Here is a 16,245-nt window from a genome sequence, read left to right as displayed (position 1 = left end):
TAACAGCCTGCAAGTGAACGCTGAACAGGGTAAATGAGGATGATTCCTATGAAATACTGGCAAATTTGTCACATAAAAGTTAGTGTTCGCACCATTAATCCCGTTGGCTCATTTATATGTCCAGATCTTTAACCGATCGACATAGCTTTAGCTATGAAGAACTCATCGAATGTGGAAAAGGTGGTTTATTCGGTCCCGGTAACGCCCTGCTGCCCTTGCCACCGATGCTGATGTTCGACCGTATCATCAATATCAACGATACCGGCGGCAAGTTTGAAAAAGGTGAAATCATTGCCGAGCTGGACGTCAATCCGGATCTCTGGTTCTTCAAGTGTCATTTTGAGACCGACCCGGTAATGCCGGGCTGCCTGGGGCTTGATGCAATGTGGCAATTGATCGGTTTTTTCCTGGGCTGGAAAGGGGGTCCGGGGCACGGGCGTGCCCTTGGCGCGGGCGAGGTCAAGTATTTCGGGCAGGTGCTGCCGGCCTCGAAACTGGTCACTTACCGGATCGATATGAAACGCGTCATCATGCGTAAGCTGGTCATGGGCATCGGCGACGCGTCGATGGAAGTCGATAACAGGGAAATCTACAGCGCTAGAGATTTACGTGTCGGCCTATTCACCTCTACCGACGAATTCTAACTATTAGACAAATCGTATGTTGAGCTTGCTTAGCCACATTGCAGCCGTCCTCGCTGGATTGGCATTGCTTATCTGGAGCGCAGACAAATTTGTCGAGGGCGCCGCGGCCATGGCGCACTTACTGGGCGTTTCGGTCATGATCATCGGCATCACGATCGTGGGATTCGGCACTTCCGCGCCCGAGATCGTGGTTTCCATTGTCGCGGTCCTGCAAGACACGCCCGATATTGCAATCGGTAACGCGCTCGGCTCCAACATCGCCAATATCGGTTTGATTCTGGGTATCACGGCCATCCTGGCTCCGATTCCGATCGCAACCCGGCTGTTCAAAGCCGAGTACCCATTGCTGGCGCTCGCCACGGTGTTGATGACCTGGAGTCTTTTCGATTTAACGCTCGATATCGTGGATGGTTTCGCCCTGTTCGGCTTGTTGCTGCTGAGCCTACACTATTTGATACGCGAACACCGACGCAATCCGGCAGCGTATGCCAGGGAGGAACATGCGCAGGAGGAAATGATCCATGATATGAAGATGCCCGCGGCAATCGGCTGGTTGTTGCTGGGATTGGTGGTGCTGGTCGGCAGCTCCAAGCTGCTGGTCTGGGGCGCATCCAATATCGCGCAAACCCTGGGTGTCAGTGAATTGATCATCGGCCTGACGATTGTCGCACTGGGCACAAGCCTGCCCGAGCTCGCGGCTTCGATCGCAAGCCTGAAAAAAGGCAAGCCCGATCTGGCAATAGGCAATGTCATCGGTTCCAACCTGTTCAATTCACTTGCGGTAATCGGTTTACCCGCCCTGTTCACAACTTTCAGCATCGATGCTGCCGCGCGTGCGCGTGATTTACCGATCGCTATCGGCTTGACATTGGTACTGTTGCTGATGTCAAGATTTCCGGCCGCGATACCACGCCACCTGACGCGTGTTAAAGGCATTTTTCTGTTCGCGGCTTTTGTCATTTACCAGCTATATTTGTATTATCAAGCCGCCGCGGGATAACTATGACAAAACATGCCTATATCGAGCTTGGCCTCGCCGTATTAAAAACCGAAGCAGATGCAGTTTTAAGCCTGGCCGATCGATTGGGCCAGGGTTTTCATGACGCTTGCGAACTGGTATTGAAATGCAAAGGTCGAATCGTTGTTACCGGCATGGGGAAATCCGGGCATATCGCCAACAAGATAGCGGCGACACTGGCAAGCACCGGAACGCCCGCTTTTTTCATGCACCCCGGTGAAGCCAGCCACGGCGACCTCGGCATGATAACCGCGGATGACCTGGTCATCGCACTATCCAACTCCGGTGAAACCAGTGAAATTACGTTGTTACTGCCCCTGCTGAAACGCCTCGGCATTCCGCTCGTCGCGCTAACCGGAAACCCGACTTCCACCATGGCCAGGAGTGCCAATATCCACCTCGATGTAAGCGTAACCAAGGAGGCATGCCCGCTGGGTCTGGCACCGACCTCAAGCACCACGGCAGCACTTGCGATGGGCGATGCACTCGCCGTGGCGGTGCTCGAAGCACGCGGATTCACTGAACAGGATTTTGCGCTGTCTCACCCCGGTGGTCACCTGGGCAGGCGCCTGCTGCTGCGCGTCAGCGACATCATGCATACCGGTAATGCGATTCCGCTGGTGACTGCCGAAACCACGCTCAAGGACACGTTACTGGAGATGACCGCCAAGGGCCTCGGCATGGCGGGTGTCATCGATGCCGACAGTAACAAGCTGGTGGGTATTTACACCGACGGCGACCTGCGTCGTACCTTTGAGAGCATGCCCGATATTGCTACCAGCAGGGTGCAGGATTTCATGACGGCAGACTGCGTAACGATCGAGGCCGAACGTATTGCCAGCGAGGCATTAAAGATTATGCACGACAAGAAAATCAACGCACTCATGGTCGTCGATGACGGGATGAACGTTCAGGGTGCATTAAACATGCATGATTTATTAAGAGCCGGTGTTGTATAGGAGAAATGCATGACAACTAGAGCAAGCGATGATGCGAGGCAGGTGCGTTTGCTCATCGTCGATATTGATGGAGTGCTCACCGATGGCGGACTGACATTTGATAACCGGGGAGAAGAATACAAAACCTTTAATTCTCTCGATGGACATGGCATTCGCATGTTGCTCGATTGTGGCATTGAAGTCGCGGTCATTACCGGACGCAATTCGGATATCGTCAACCATCGCATGGGGGAGCTCGGTGTCAAACATATCTACCAGGGTCACCGTGACAAGTTAACGGCTTTTGAAAAACTGCTGCAGGCTACTGGCTTCGAACCAGCACAGGTGGCTTACGTCGGGGATGATTTGCCGGATCTGCCGATCATGCAAAAAGTCGGCCTGGCGATTGCGGTAAATAACGCGCACAATTTTGTCAAACAACACTGTGACTGGGTGACCGAGACGCCAGGTGGCAAGGGAGCGGTGCGTGAGGTATGCGACTTCATCCTGGAAGCACAGTCCATGCTTGATGACCGGCAGAATAGCTACCTGTCATGAAATTGCGGATTCTGGTTTTTATCTTTGTGCTCGGCATCGGAGCGATCGCGGCCGGATGGATCTATGAAATTCACCTTCGACCCATCACCGAAAGAGCTGACCTGATTATCCCCGACAATATCGATTACTACCTGACCAATTTGCATTACCGCTCGATGAATACGGATGGTAATGTTGATTACGAATTCGACAGTCCCCGCCTAGAACACTACCTGCGTACCGATGTGAGCACCATCGAAATTCCGTCGTTGAAGATATTTCGCGACCGTGACCAATGGCAGGTTGATGCCAATGTCGGGGAATTCGAGCACCAGGTTAATATTTTGCATCTGAGGGAAAGCGTGGTCATGCAAAGGCAGGGTGATAACCCGCTACGCATCAACACCGAAAGCATTAGTTTCGAACCGGATCGAGACCTGGTCATCAGCGATAGCAGGATTTCAATGCTTAGCGATCAGGCCACGATCGAGGCCGAACAGGCTGTATTCGATCTGGGCGGCAAGGTCTACCGATTCAAAAATACCCGCGCTACTTATTATGACGGCGATAGTTAAAACCATTGTATTACTTTTCCTGTTGTTTCCCGGTCAGCTCCGGGCGCTTGCCTCTGACGGTGACCAACCGATTGAGGTCGAGGCAGACAGCCTCGAAGTCAGGGAGTCGGAGCGCATCAGTATTTACCAGGGTAACGTCAAATTGATCCAGGGAAGTCTCCAGATCAGTTCCGAACGACTGGTGATTCGTTTCAATGCAGATAATGAGTTGCAGGTCATCGAAATGACCGGTGCCCCGGCCAGGTTTCGACAGCTCGATGACGATCAAATCGAAATGCTGGGCGAAGCAGCACAGATCGACTACACCGAAAGCCAGTCCCTGCTCGTGCTGCGTGGCAGCGCACGTTTCAGTCACGCCGGCGATATCATCGAAAGCGAGATGATTCGCGTCAACACCGAGAGTAACAGTATCAAGGCCGGCAGTTCAGAGTCCGATGAGCGTGTGAAGATGCTGATCCAGCCCCGCCAGGATTCTAAATCCTCCGAATAAATCTTTGATGAGCAACACCAATCTACTCAAAGCGACCGGGCTGGCCAAGGCCTACCAGAAACGCGAGGTTGTCAGATCGGTTTCACTGCAGGTTGCTGCCGGCGAAATCGTTGGATTACTGGGCCCTAACGGTGCCGGAAAAACCACCTGTTTTTACATGATCGTCGGCTTGATCAACAATGACGCGGGCACCATTCATCTGAATGATAAATCCATAGACCACCTGCCAATGCATCTTCGCGCCAGACTCGGGATCGGCTACCTGCCCCAGGAAGCATCGGTATTTCGCAGTCTCACGGTGGCGCAGAATATCATGGCCATTCTGCAGCTGCGCAAAGACCTTGATAAGGCCGCCCGTAATCAAATGCTGGAACAACTCATGGAAGAGTTCCAGATAGAACATTTGCGCGACACCGACGGTATCTCGCTTTCCGGTGGAGAACGTCGGCGTGTTGAAATCGCGCGCGCACTGGCCAATCAACCCGAGTTCATCCTGCTGGATGAACCCTTCGCCGGGGTTGACCCGATTTCGGTGATCGACATCCAGTCAATTATCCGTCAGCTCGCCACGCGCGGGATCGGCGTTTTGATCACCGACCACAATGTTCGCGAAACCCTGGGGATATGTGATCGTGCCTATGTCATGGGCAATGGCGAGGTTTTGGCCGAGGGAAATCCGAGCCAGATTCTCGATAATAAAATCGTAAGAAAGATTTACTTAGGCGATGATTTTAAGCTATAACAATACCCATGGGAGATAACAAGTATCCTGGCAATTTACTAGACAAGGAACGGCCCCGCCTATGAAACAAAGCCTGCAACTGCGAATAGGGCAAAGCCTTACGATGACGCCTCAGTTGCAGCAGGCAATCAAATTGCTGCAGCTTTCCTCGCTGGAACTCCAGGCCGAAATCCAGGAAACCCTGGATGCCAATCCGCTACTCGAACAGGAAGATAATCTCGGTGAGATAACCGTTTTTGATACCGATGCATCAAGCGGTGGTTCCAATAGCGAGGATTCGACCGATTTCAAACTACCCAATCCGGTGTCAGAGAATCGCGCCCAACAAACGCTTCCGGATGAACTTGAAATCGACGCCCGTTGGGAACACATCTACGACAACCTGCCGGGTTCGTCCACCCAGTCCGCCACTTCAGGCATCGACAATCGCGATATGTTTGAGAACCAGTCGGGTGCCGAGGATACGCTCAAGAATCATCTAACCTGGCAGCTCGACTGTGCCCATATTTCAGAAATCGACCACGATATCGGACTTGCGATAATCGACGCTATAAACGACAGCGGGTACCTGAGCGATTCCATCGAAGATATTTACGAAGGTCTGGCACAACAACACGAGAACCTGGAGCTAGATGAAGTCGAAGCGGTGTTACACCTGGTGCAGCGATTCGACCCGGTAGGCGTTGCGGCCAAATCGCCAAGCGAATGCATGACGATTCAGCTGGAACAGTACGACCCCGAAACACCCTGCCTCGCCAAGGCAAAAGTGCTGGTCGACAAGTACCTAGAACACCTTGCCAGTAACGATGTGGCGCTACTGAAGCGTCGTTTGCAGGCCAGTGATAGCGAACTGGCAGAAATCATCAAACTGATCCAGACGACCAATCCGCACCCAGGACACAGTATCAGTCAAAACCATGCGGAATATGTTGTACCGGATGTTTACGTTAGCAAGCAATCGGGACGCTGGCGAGTCAGTATCAATCCGGAGCACGCCCCGCGACTCCGGGTTAACGACCAGTACGCGAGCCTGATCAAGCGTAGCGACACTAGCGATCAGAATACTTATTTAAAAGATCATTTACAGGAGGCGCGCTGGTTTATCAAGAGCCTGCAAAGCCGTAACGAAACCCTGTTGCGTGTCGCAACGGCAATCGTCGAACGCCAGCATGCCTTCCTCGAATATGGCGAAGAGGCAATGCAGCCCATGGTACTGCGCGATATTGCCGAACAGCTGGAGCTGCATGAATCGACGATCTCGAGAGTGACGACTCATAAATACATGCACACGCCGCGTGGTATACTCGAGTTCAAGTACTTCTTTTCGAGTCATGTGGGTACCGCCGATGGCGGTGAATGCTCGGCCACGGCAATACGGGCCATTATTAAAAAATTCGTTGCCGCGGAAAAACCGGAGAAACCACTAAGCGATAACAAGATAGCAACTTTGTTGGAGCAACAGGGTATTAACGTAGCCAGGAGAACCGTAGCTAAATACAGGGAAGCGTTAAATATTCCACCGTCCAACGAGCGTAAACGTCTTTTCTGAGACACCAACGGTTCGCAGCAATGCGAACCTCACAGCCGAGGAGGTTACATATGCAAGTCAGTCTAAGCGGTCATCATGTCGACATAACGGAATCCATGCGCAACTATGTAAACGAAAAGGTCGGAAAGCTCGATCGGCACTTCGACCAGGCGCTGGACATTCATATCGTACTAACTGTGGAAAAACTGCGTCACAAGGCGGAGGCCACACTGCACGTCAGCGGCAGTAACCTGCATGCCGACGATGTCCAGGAAGATATGTATGCCGCAATTGATGGTCTCGTCGATAAACTTGATCGCCAGGGAAAAAAACACAAAGAAAAACTGAAGAGCCATCGGCTCAAAGGCACGTCTGCCGAGCTGGCCTGAAATCAAACCAGGGGGAGACTGCTCCCCCTTTTTTTGCCCAAAACGAGATCCATTGCACTTGCATACTCGTACAATTGCATTAAGATTCGCGCATCAATTCCAAGTCGCCCATGTTCAATCCTTGAATAATGACAATTTCTGCACTTTTGTCACCACAAAGTATTTTCATCGATACTGAATTAACCAGCAAGAAAAAGCTCCTGGAGCTGATCGCAAATATTGTAGCTGATCGAACCCAACTTCCCGAATCCGTGATTTACAACAATCTGCTGAATCGTGAACGGCTCGGTAGCACCGGACTCGGTCACGGCTTTGCGGTCCCGCATGCCCGCCTGGAGAACCTCGACCAGACCCTGGGCTTTTTTTTCCGGCTAAATGAACCGGTCAATTTCGAGTCGCCCGATAACATTCCGGTTGACCTGGTATTCACCATAATCATCCCCGAAGAAGCAACCGAAGAACATTTGATAATCCTGTCTTCGCTTGCCGGCATATTCTCCAAACCGGAGATTTGTGAAGCGATACGCGCTGCGGCCAACCGCGATGAAATTGGACAAATAATTCGGTCGGCTGAGCAATGAGATCCGCTTTAAAAATCCGTGACTTTCTCTCCCAGTATCAGCAAAAACTAAAACTAGACTTCAATTCTCGCCCGGTCGGCCTGGAACGCGAGATAAAGCTGTCGCGCCAGGCTTCGAACACTTTCGATGCGGCCGATTACTTCAACGTTATCCGCACCTCGAGTATCGTCGTTGTCGGCTATCAGGAATCTCGCTATATCCGGAAGCTGAGCAATAGTCAACAAACCAGCTTGTTCAAAACGCTGTTTCACGGACCGGTTTGCGCGATCATCTGTAGCCAGGACAACCTGCTTCCGGAGGCCATGATCAAATTGTGCGAATCCAACGAGGTGCCGGTTCTGGTTTCGGGACTTAACGATTCCGATTTACTCGACAATACTCGTTACCTGCTCGCGCACGCCCTGGCTGAAAAAACCGATGAACACGGCGTCTTTTTAGAAGTCTATAATGTCGGCGTTTTTATTACTGGTAAAACGGCAGTTGGTAAAAGCGAACTGGCTTTATCGCTGATCTCCCGGGGTCACCATTTGATATCTGATGACGTTACGTTATTTTCACGCAGCACCCCCGATATGGTTGTGGGCCAAAGCCCGGAATTGCTGACCGATTTCCTGGAGGTACGCGGCCTTGGTGTTGTCAACGTGCGCGCGATGTTTGGTGCCAACGCGCTGAAAAATAGCATGCCACTGGGTCTCATCATCAAACTGGTCGAACTGAATCAGAAAAACAAAACCGAGTTCGACCGACTCGGTAAAAATCTCGAACGGCGCAGTATCCTGGGCCTCGAGTTTCCAGAGGTGGCGCTGCCGGTGGCGCAGGGCCGCAACCTGGCGGTACTGGTCGAAGCGGCGACGCGCAACCATTTGTTACAGATAAACGGGTACAATGCCGCGCAGGATTTCATCACGCGTCAAAGCCAGGCAATAGCGCAGAATCCTGCTACGACCGACCCGGCTTCGAGGATGAACACAGAGTGAAACTGGTGATTGTGAGCGGCCTGTCCGGCTCTGGAAAAACCGTAGCCCTGCATACGCTGGAGGACGCCGGTTACTATTGCATCGATAACCTGCCGCTCGGAATGCTGCCGCAACTCATCGATAACATGATCAACACGACCCCGGAACCTTATGACCTGGTCGCTATCGCTATCGATGCACGCAGCGGGATTGATGATTCGGATCGTTTCGACGTCATCATGAATAAAATTAACAAGCACCCGTTAGAGGTCAAGATCCTGTTCCTGACCGCGGATACTTCACGGCTGTTAAAACGCTTTAGCGAAACCCGTCGCAAACATCCGCTTTCCAGAACGGGCCTGCCGCTGGCCGACGCCATCCAGCAGGAAAAGAAAATGCTGGAAGATATTCACACCAATGCAGATCTTTCGATTGATAGCTCAAATTTGAGCGTGCATGAACTGCGGCATATGATCATTGACCAGCTGCTATCGCAATCAAGCTCCGAAATGGGAATTTTAATTCAGTCCTTCGGCTTCAAGAATGGCGTTCCAGCGGATACCGATTTTGTATTCGACGTGCGTTGTCTACCGAATCCCCACTGGGAAAAAAGCCTCAGGCCATTGACCGGATGCGACCGTGCGGTGGTCAAGTACCTCGAGCAATACGAGGATGTCGAGAAAATGTTCGAATCAATTCATTCTTTCCTGGACGACTGGATCCCGCGCTTCGAAAAAGAGAATCGCAGTTACATGACAATCTCGATCGGTTGTACCGGGGGCAAACATCGCTCGGTATACCTGGCGGAACGTATCGCTACGAAATTCAAAAAAGACCGTAGCAGCCTGTCCATCCGTCACCGTGACATGGCATGAATGTCGGCATTTTACTGGTAACTCACGAGGATATCGGCGCGCAGCTGATTACTGTGGCCAGGACCATATTCAAACAGCCCCCCGTGCCGGTTTCCCTGGTGTCGGTACCGTCGGATCTCGAACCCGCAGTGCTCGGTAAATTCGCGGATTTAATCCGTAATGCAATCGATGACCAGGAACAGGGTCAGGGTGTACTGGTGCTCACCGATATCTTTGGTGCAACACCTGATAACCTGGCCCGGCATTTCGCCGGCGATCGCAATGCGCGGGTCGTTAGCGGGTTAAACTTGCCGATGTTGCTGCGCGTATTAAACTACGCACAGCAACCACTGGAGCAACTCAGCGAAACCGCGCTGAAGGGCGGCAGGAGCGGGATACAACTGGGCCAGGAATGATCACCGAAAAGGTAACCATCGTGAACAAACTCGGGCTGCACGCGCGTGCAGCATCCAAACTGGTCAATTGCGCCAGCCAGTTCGAGAGCGAGGTATTCATCACGCGCAAGGGTAATCGTATCAACGCCAAGAGTATCATGGGCGTTATGATGCTGGCTGCGAGCAAGGGCGCTGAACTGGAGCTAGAGATTGAGGGAAACGACGAGCAGGCCTGTCGCGACGCGTTGCTGCAATTGATCGGTGACCGCTTCGGCGAAGCCGAATGAGCGCAAAATGATTGAAGAAGATATCGAGCAACTGCGTCAGGACGTATCGGTAGCGCTTGAATCCGGCGACAGGATTGAGATATTAAAGTTATTGAGTTCCGTCAACGTGGCAGAGATCGCCTTGTTGCTTGACTCATTGCCAGCACAGCAACGGGATTCGATCTGGCCGCTGATCGAACCGGGTGACCTGGGTGCCGTATTACTTGAAACCCAGGACGACATCAGCGACGCCAAGCTCAGAGAGCTCGATCCCGAAGAAATTGCCACGATTGTCGGAACCCTGCCGGATGTGGACGATCAGGCCGATCTTATCCTGGCCCTTCCCACCGACAAGCTTGTAAAGACGCTGCATACGCTGGACGCGCACAAGCGTGAAAAGCTCGAATCGGTTCTGTCATACAGCGAGGATACCGCCGGCGGCCTGATGAACATTGACCAGGTCACGGTGCGTGCCGATGTTTCACTCGACGTGGTGTTACGCTACCTGCGTATCCGCGGTGAGTTACCTGATCACACCGACCAGCTCTTCGTCACCGACCGTCATGACCATTACATGGGTGCATTGTATTTACGTGACCTGCTGACCAACGACCCGGAGGCCGAGGTCAAAAGTATTATGCGTACCGATGTCGATGCCATGCATGTACACATGTCAGACAACGAGGTGGCTCGTGAATTTGAAAAATACGACCTGGTGAGCGCCGCAATCGTCGATGAAGAACACAGGCTTATCGGTCGTATCACAGTCGACGACGTCGTCGATGTCATTCGCGATGAAGGCGATCACTCCATCATGGGCATGGCCGGTCTCTCTGAAGAGGAAGACATGTTTTCCCCGGTGCTGGTGACTTCGAAGCGACGCGGGATCTGGCTGGGTATTAACCTGTTAACCGCTTTTCTGGCCGCCTACGTAATCGGCTTCTTCGAAGAAATCCTCGACCAGGTGGTCGCACTCGCGATCCTGATCACGATCGTGCCCAGCATGGGTGGAATCGCCGGATCACAAACCCTGACCATCGCAATTCGCGGTCTTGCCCTCGGTCAACTGGGTAGCTCTAATTACCGCTCACTGATTAGAAAGGAGATATCCGTTGGATTATTAAACGGGTTACTGTGGGCAATAGTAGTAGCATCACTGTCGATCATCTGGTTTCAGAATTTCGCAATTGGCATGGTCATCGCCTTTGCGCTCGTCGTGAACCTGCTCTCCGGGGCATTCGCCGGAGCGGTTATTCCGGTAGTCTTGCGTCAGATTGGAATTGATCCGGCAATCGCCGGGGGAGTGGTATTAACCACCATTACCGATGTCGTCGGTATCATCGCATTCCTGGGACTCGCAACCCTGGTTCTCGGCTAATGACCCATAAACTGTCTTGCCACGGCACGGATTTGCTCTGCCGCGCTGGAGGCTGCCGCTTCGACAGCCTCCAGATCGACCCCAACCAGTGCCAGCGCCTCGTCACTGATGTCGAGCTCGAATCTGTCGCCGCTACTACCGATTTGATTTGAGTTGACCCAGGCATCAGCGATGTGAATAGCACAGGCGCTTAGCATGAACTCACCGCCCTCTGCTGGATTATGATGCGTCGTCACGGGTTCACATATCGACGGCGGCAGTTTCCAGAACGCCAGCAGGCAGCCACCAATATCGGCATGGGAGTAGCTTAGTACTTCATGCTCGAGTTCATGCATGGCGCGTCCGCTCGATTCCCGCTGGTCCAGCAAGTCATTCATAAGCGCTGGCAGTTTCAGATACATCACCAGCCGTCCCAGGTCGTGCAACAGGCCGGGTATGTAAAAGCTTTGCGCACCTGGAATTCCACCAGCCTGGCCAATCTCGCGCGCCAGGATACCGACCGCGACACTGTGTTCCCAGAAGCTGGCCATATCCACCTTTTCCGGGGGTATCCCCTCGAATGCCTTTATCACGGCGGTAACCAGGACCAGCTCGCGAATCTGGCGCAGGCCGATAGTACTGACCGCCCGTTCGATAGTTTCAATCGTGGTCGGGAAGCTGTAGAAAGCGCTATTGGCCATGCGTAACATGCGCGCGCACAAATCCGGGTCACTGCGCAACAGTTCCGCAATCGAATCAGTGGTCGACCCGGGATCGACTATCGCTTCCTCGAGGCGATAGTAGATATCCGGCAGGCTCACCAGCTTGTCGATTTCCTCGACCAGCAGGTGAAGACCGGCGGTTCCCTGTGCTGCTGCGACGTTTAATGAATTAACGCTGGCCATATTATGTTTATTTGTTCGACAGGCAATGAGCTTAGTCGAAAAAGCGGCATTATTCCCACAGCAGTGCCGCACCGTATACACCGCTGGCATCCCCACGCTCGGCTTTCAGTATCGAGGTTTCGACAAAGTCTGAAAATACGTACTCGGGGAGACGCCTGGGAATCTCGGCATAAATTGAATCGATATTTGACATGCCACCACCCAGTACGATCGCGTGCGGGTCGACGATATTAATGACGTGGGCCAACGCGCGTGCCATCTGATCGTGATAGATGTCCATCATGATACGGCATTCGGCGTCCCCGCTATCGGCGGCGGCAATTATTTCCTTGCTCGAAAGCTTGCGCCCAAAACGAGTCTCGAAAGATTGTGCAAATCCGGGTCCCGAAATAAAAGTTTCGATACAGGATGTCTTGCCGCAAAAACAAGCTGGCGACCCGTCGTCTCTGTGATGCCAAGGCAGCGGATTATGCCCCCACTCCCCACTGATCGAGTGCGGCCCGTTCACCAGTCGACCATCAATCACGAGACCACCCCCGGTTCCGGTACCGATAATCACGCCAAAAACTATCCTGTAATCCTTTGCGGCGCCTCCCAACGCTTCCGACAGGGTAAAACAGTTGGCGTCATTTTCAACACGAACCTCACATTCCAGCAATTTTTCAATATCACCTAAAAAAGGTCGTCCGTTCATGCAGACTGTATTTGAATTGCGCAATAATCCGGTTGCCGGAGATATCGCACCCGGGATACCGATACCGATCGTCATTTCCTGCTTGACATTAGCACGTGCGCTTATCACCCGATCGGCAATCGTCGCCAGTATTTCGTCGTAACTGTGGGCCGGAGTGGCAACACGTTCCCGATAAACCGGTCGCTGATTCGGGTCCAGCACCAATACCTCGATTTTAGTGCCACCGAGATCGATTCCCAATCTATATCCCATTGCGAAGGCCCAAATATGATTTCACAGGTATCAGCTTATACATATTTTTTATGAAATTTTTAACTAAATAATATTTTTTGATTCGGGAAATTTCGAGGTGAGAGAAATCAATAAGCTAGAAGCCTTTGCTGACGCCATTTCGAGTAATAAAATCCGACTTATCCACAGGATATTCCCGCCGTCTCCACAGAATCATGCACAATATAATGTACTTGACCTTCCGTCAAAACACATTATATTGTGTGTCACGTTAAATTTAACCGATAACAAATATTAAATGCTGGCTGGTTGATTCCAATCCACCAAGAGCACAAATACTTGTAAGCGATAGTTAGAAATTACTTTAACTATCCACAGGAACAAATAGCCAGAAAGTCAGAAACGCGGATCTTATCCGAGCAGTAAATTTGGTAATCACGGACCGGGCTTTAAATGCAAAATATTGAATCACCCTTAACAGACACAACCGACGCACCCGTCAAGTCAGTGCCGGCTGTCACCACAGACAAGAACAATTTGCTCAGCAGTAACTACAACGTTGTACGCCGCAACGGCAAGTTAACCAGTTTTGATAAAGACAAGATTGCAGTGGCAATGACCAAGGCATTTCTGGCCGTCGAAGGTGGCCAGGCCGCTGCTTCAACCCGGGTTCACGAAACCGTCGAAAAGTTAACCGATCTCGTGGTCGTTACGCTGACCCGACGTCAGCCCGATGGTGGTACTTTCCATATCGAGGATATCCAGGATCAGGTTGAATTGGCCCTGATGCGCAATGGCGAACAGAAAATTGCGCGCTCTTACGTGCTTTACCGCGAAGAGCGTGCTGCCGCACGCGCGCAGAGCAGAATCGATGCGCCGGAAGAGTTCCACGAGGACGAGTGCGTCGTGCTCACCGTCAAGCAGGAAGATGGCAGCATTGCACCACTCGACACCCTGCGCCTGCAAACGGTTATTAATGAAGCCTGTACCGGACTCGACAGCGTTAGTGCCGAGCAGGTTTACAATGGAACCGTCAAGAACCTGTTTGATGGCGTATCACAGAAAGACATCAGTCCTACGGCGGTCATGAGTGCACGCGGACTGATCGATCGAGAGCCGGAATACTCGCAGGTCGCAGCACGCCTGTTACTCGACGAATTACGCACCGAATCCCTGAGCTTTATCAACGATGGCGCACCTAGCGCAACTTTTGCCGAAATGTCCGATCGTTACTGTGAATATTTTGGCAATTACATCAAAAAAGCGACCGAGCTCGAACTGCTCGACAAGGAACTGCTCAAGTTTGACCTCGAACTTCTGGGTAATTCCCTTAAATCCGAGCGAGACCACCAGTTCACTTATCTCGGGCTGCAGACCCTGTATGACCGTTACTTTATTCATTATCACGACGTGCGTTTCGAATTACCGCAGGCATTTTACATGCGGGTCGCCATGGGCCTTGCGATCAACGAGGTAAAGCGTGAGGAACGGGCCATCGAATTTTACAACTTGCTGTCTTCGTTTAATTTCATGAGCAGCACCCCGACCCTGTTCAATTCGGGAACCCTGCGTCCACAACTGTCGAGCTGTTACCTGACAACGGTACCTGACGATCTCGATGGTATTTTCAGTGCGATCAAGGACGACGCGATGTTGTCCAAGTTTGCGGGGGGTCTCGGCAACGACTGGACCCGGGTGCGTGGCATGGGCTCGCACATCAAGGGCACCAATGGTAAATCACAGGGCGTAGTTCCATTCCTGAAGGTCGCCAACGATACCGCCGTAGCAGTTAACCAGGGTGGTAAGCGCAAAGGCGCAATGTGTGCCTACCTCGAAACCTGGCATCTCGATATCGAGGATTTTCTCGATCTACGGAAAAATACCGGCGAAGAGCGACGTCGCACCCACGACATGAATACCGCCAACTGGATTCCCGATTTATTCATGAAACGGGTTGCCGAGGAAGGACCGTGGACGCTGTTCTCACCTTGTGAAGTCCCGGAATTACACGACCTCTACGGCACTGATTTCGAGGCCGCTTACGTGGCCTATGAAGAAAAGGCTGACCGTGGCGAAATCAAGTCTTTTCGCCGCATCAAGGCAATCGATTTATGGCGCAAAATGCTCGGCATGCTGTTTGAAACCGGCCACCCGTGGATAACCTTCAAGGACCCGTGCAATATCCGGTCGCCGCAACAACATGCCGGCGTTGTGCATTCGTCCAACCTGTGCACCGAGATTACACTGAATACTTCGGATACCGAGATCGCGGTCTGTAACCTGGGCTCCGTCAACCTGCCCCAGCATGTCGATGAAAACGGCCTGAATCTCGCGAAACTCGAGCAGACCATTAACACCGCAATGCGCATGCTGGATAACGTGATTGATTACAATTATTACAGCGTGCCGCAGGCGCGTACCTCCAACCTGCGCCATCGACCGGTCGGACTCGGCATCATGGGATTCCAGGACGCCCTGTACAAGCAGCATATTCCCTATGCCTCGGAAGACGCCATCGAGTTTGCCGATGAATCGATGGAAGCCGTCAGTTACTACGCGATCCAGGCCTCCACCCAGCTTGCAGAGGAACGCGGCACCTACTCCAGCTACCCGGGTTCACTGTGGAGCCAGGGTATCCTGCCAATCGACTCGGTAGCGCGACTGCGGGAATCTCGCAGTGACTACCTGCAACAGGACGAAAGTTCACGCATGAACTGGGACAGCCTGCGCCAGCGGGTTATGAGCATTGGCATGCGTAACTCGAATACGATGGCGATTGCACCCACAGCGACGATTTCGAACATCTGCGGGGTCAGCCAGTCAATCGAACCGATATACCAGAACCTGTTTGTCAAATCGAACCTCTCCGGTGAATTTACCGTGGTCAATCCTTACCTGGTGGACGATTTGAAGCAGCAGGGCCTGTGGGACGATGTCATGGTCAACGATCTGAAGTATTACGATGGCAGCGTACAGCACATTGATCGGGTACCGGAAATATTGAAAGCCATATATGCGACCGCGTTTGAAGTCGATTCGCGCTGGCTGGTCGAAGCAGCATCGCGCCGGCAAAAATGGATCGACCAGGGGCAATCGCTCAATCTTTACATGGCCGAGCCATCCGGTAAAAAGCTCGACAACCTGT

At 52.3% G+C, this 16,245-nt stretch carries 17 protein-coding genes and 1 pseudogene; 16 read left to right on the top strand and 2 right to left on the bottom strand.

Annotated elements, in window-relative coordinates:
* Positions 1 to 116: 116 nt before the first annotated feature.
* From fabA to mgtE, 15 genes are all read left to right on the top strand, one after another.
* Positions 117 to 644 (top strand): 3-hydroxyacyl-[acyl-carrier-protein] dehydratase FabA, encoded by a 528-nt coding sequence (gene fabA, locus OES20_03115; GenBank protein MDH3633672.1) that lies wholly within the window; start codon positions 117 to 119, stop codon positions 642 to 644.
* 16 nt (positions 645 to 660) lie between these two features.
* Positions 661 to 1,644 carry a calcium/sodium antiporter gene (locus OES20_03110; protein MDH3633671.1) on the top strand — a complete coding sequence of 328 codons (984 nt, stop codon included), beginning with the start codon at positions 661 to 663 and terminating at the stop codon, positions 1,642 to 1,644.
* Positions 1,645 to 1,646: 2 nt separating this feature from the next.
* Entirely contained in the window at positions 1,647 to 2,621 is a 975-nt protein-coding gene (locus tag OES20_03105; protein ID MDH3633670.1) for a KpsF/GutQ family sugar-phosphate isomerase, read from the top strand.
* A 9-nt stretch (positions 2,622 to 2,630) separates the two neighbouring features.
* Entirely contained in the window at positions 2,631 to 3,158 is a 528-nt protein-coding gene (gene kdsC, locus OES20_03100; GenBank protein ID MDH3633669.1) for a 3-deoxy-manno-octulosonate-8-phosphatase KdsC, read from the top strand.
* Positions 3,155 to 3,712, top strand: a complete 558-nt coding sequence (lptC, locus tag OES20_03095; GenBank protein MDH3633668.1) for an LPS export ABC transporter periplasmic protein LptC — start codon at positions 3,155 to 3,157, stop codon at positions 3,710 to 3,712. Before kdsC ends, lptC begins: the two co-directional genes overlap by 4 nt.
* Positions 3,696 to 4,202 carry a lipopolysaccharide transport periplasmic protein LptA gene (gene lptA / locus OES20_03090; protein ID MDH3633667.1) on the top strand — a complete coding sequence of 169 codons (507 nt, stop codon included), beginning with the start codon at positions 3,696 to 3,698 and terminating at the stop codon, positions 4,200 to 4,202. The genes lptC and lptA overlap by 17 nt, the downstream gene beginning before the upstream one ends.
* 7 nt (positions 4,203 to 4,209) lie before the next feature.
* Positions 4,210 to 4,944, top strand: a complete 735-nt coding sequence (lptB, locus tag OES20_03085; protein MDH3633666.1) for an LPS export ABC transporter ATP-binding protein — start codon at positions 4,210 to 4,212, stop codon at positions 4,942 to 4,944.
* A gap of 61 nt (positions 4,945 to 5,005) precedes the next feature.
* Positions 5,006 to 6,493 (top strand): RNA polymerase factor sigma-54, encoded by a 1,488-nt coding sequence (locus OES20_03080; GenBank protein ID MDH3633665.1) that lies wholly within the window; start codon positions 5,006 to 5,008, stop codon positions 6,491 to 6,493.
* A gap of 50 nt (positions 6,494 to 6,543) precedes the next feature.
* The gene (gene raiA, locus OES20_03075; GenBank protein MDH3633664.1) at positions 6,544 to 6,861 is read left to right on the top strand and encodes a ribosome-associated translation inhibitor RaiA; all 318 of its coding nucleotides are present in this window, start codon (positions 6,544 to 6,546) and stop codon (positions 6,859 to 6,861) included.
* 128 nt (positions 6,862 to 6,989) lie between these two features.
* Entirely contained in the window at positions 6,990 to 7,442 is a 453-nt protein-coding gene (ptsN, locus tag OES20_03070; GenBank protein ID MDH3633663.1) for a PTS IIA-like nitrogen regulatory protein PtsN, read from the top strand.
* Complete coding sequence (gene hprK / locus OES20_03065; GenBank protein MDH3633662.1) at positions 7,439 to 8,419, top strand: HPr(Ser) kinase/phosphatase; 981 nt, start codon at positions 7,439 to 7,441, stop codon at positions 8,417 to 8,419. Before ptsN ends, hprK begins: the two co-directional genes overlap by 4 nt.
* The gene (gene rapZ / locus OES20_03060) at positions 8,416 to 9,273 is read left to right on the top strand and encodes an RNase adapter RapZ (protein ID MDH3633661.1); all 858 of its coding nucleotides are present in this window, start codon (positions 8,416 to 8,418) and stop codon (positions 9,271 to 9,273) included. Before hprK ends, rapZ begins: the two co-directional genes overlap by 4 nt.
* A complete protein-coding gene (locus tag OES20_03055) occupies positions 9,270 to 9,668 on the top strand; it encodes a PTS fructose transporter subunit IIA (GenBank protein MDH3633660.1) in 399 nt (132 codons plus the stop codon). The genes rapZ and OES20_03055 overlap by 4 nt, the downstream gene beginning before the upstream one ends.
* The gene (locus OES20_03050; GenBank protein MDH3633659.1) at positions 9,665 to 9,934 is read left to right on the top strand and encodes an HPr family phosphocarrier protein; all 270 of its coding nucleotides are present in this window, start codon (positions 9,665 to 9,667) and stop codon (positions 9,932 to 9,934) included. The genes OES20_03055 and OES20_03050 overlap by 4 nt, the downstream gene beginning before the upstream one ends.
* Before the next feature lie 7 nt (positions 9,935 to 9,941).
* A complete protein-coding gene (mgtE, locus tag OES20_03045) occupies positions 9,942 to 11,291 on the top strand; it encodes a magnesium transporter (protein ID MDH3633658.1) in 1,350 nt (449 codons plus the stop codon).
* Here the strand turns inward: mgtE and OES20_03040 are convergent.
* Positions 11,288 to 12,175 carry an HDOD domain-containing protein gene (locus tag OES20_03040; protein MDH3633657.1) on the bottom strand — a complete coding sequence of 296 codons (888 nt, stop codon included), beginning with the start codon at positions 12,173 to 12,175 and terminating at the stop codon, positions 11,288 to 11,290. The genes mgtE and OES20_03040 overlap by 4 nt on opposite strands.
* Positions 12,176 to 12,224: 49 nt before the next feature.
* Entirely contained in the window at positions 12,225 to 13,121 is an 897-nt protein-coding gene (locus tag OES20_03035) for an ROK family protein (GenBank protein ID MDH3633656.1), read from the bottom strand.
* Between the two features lie 531 nt (positions 13,122 to 13,652).
* On the opposite strand from OES20_03035, the pseudogene OES20_03030 reads away from it, so the two are divergent.
* Positions 13,653 to 16,245: pseudogene (locus OES20_03030) on the top strand (ribonucleoside-diphosphate reductase subunit alpha).

The sequence above is a fragment of the Gammaproteobacteria bacterium genome (genome assembly GCA_029862005.1).
In the GTDB taxonomy this organism is placed as follows: Bacteria; Pseudomonadota; Gammaproteobacteria.
The sequence above is the reverse complement of the archived record's forward strand: the minus strand, read 5'-3'. Positions and strand labels throughout refer to the sequence as shown.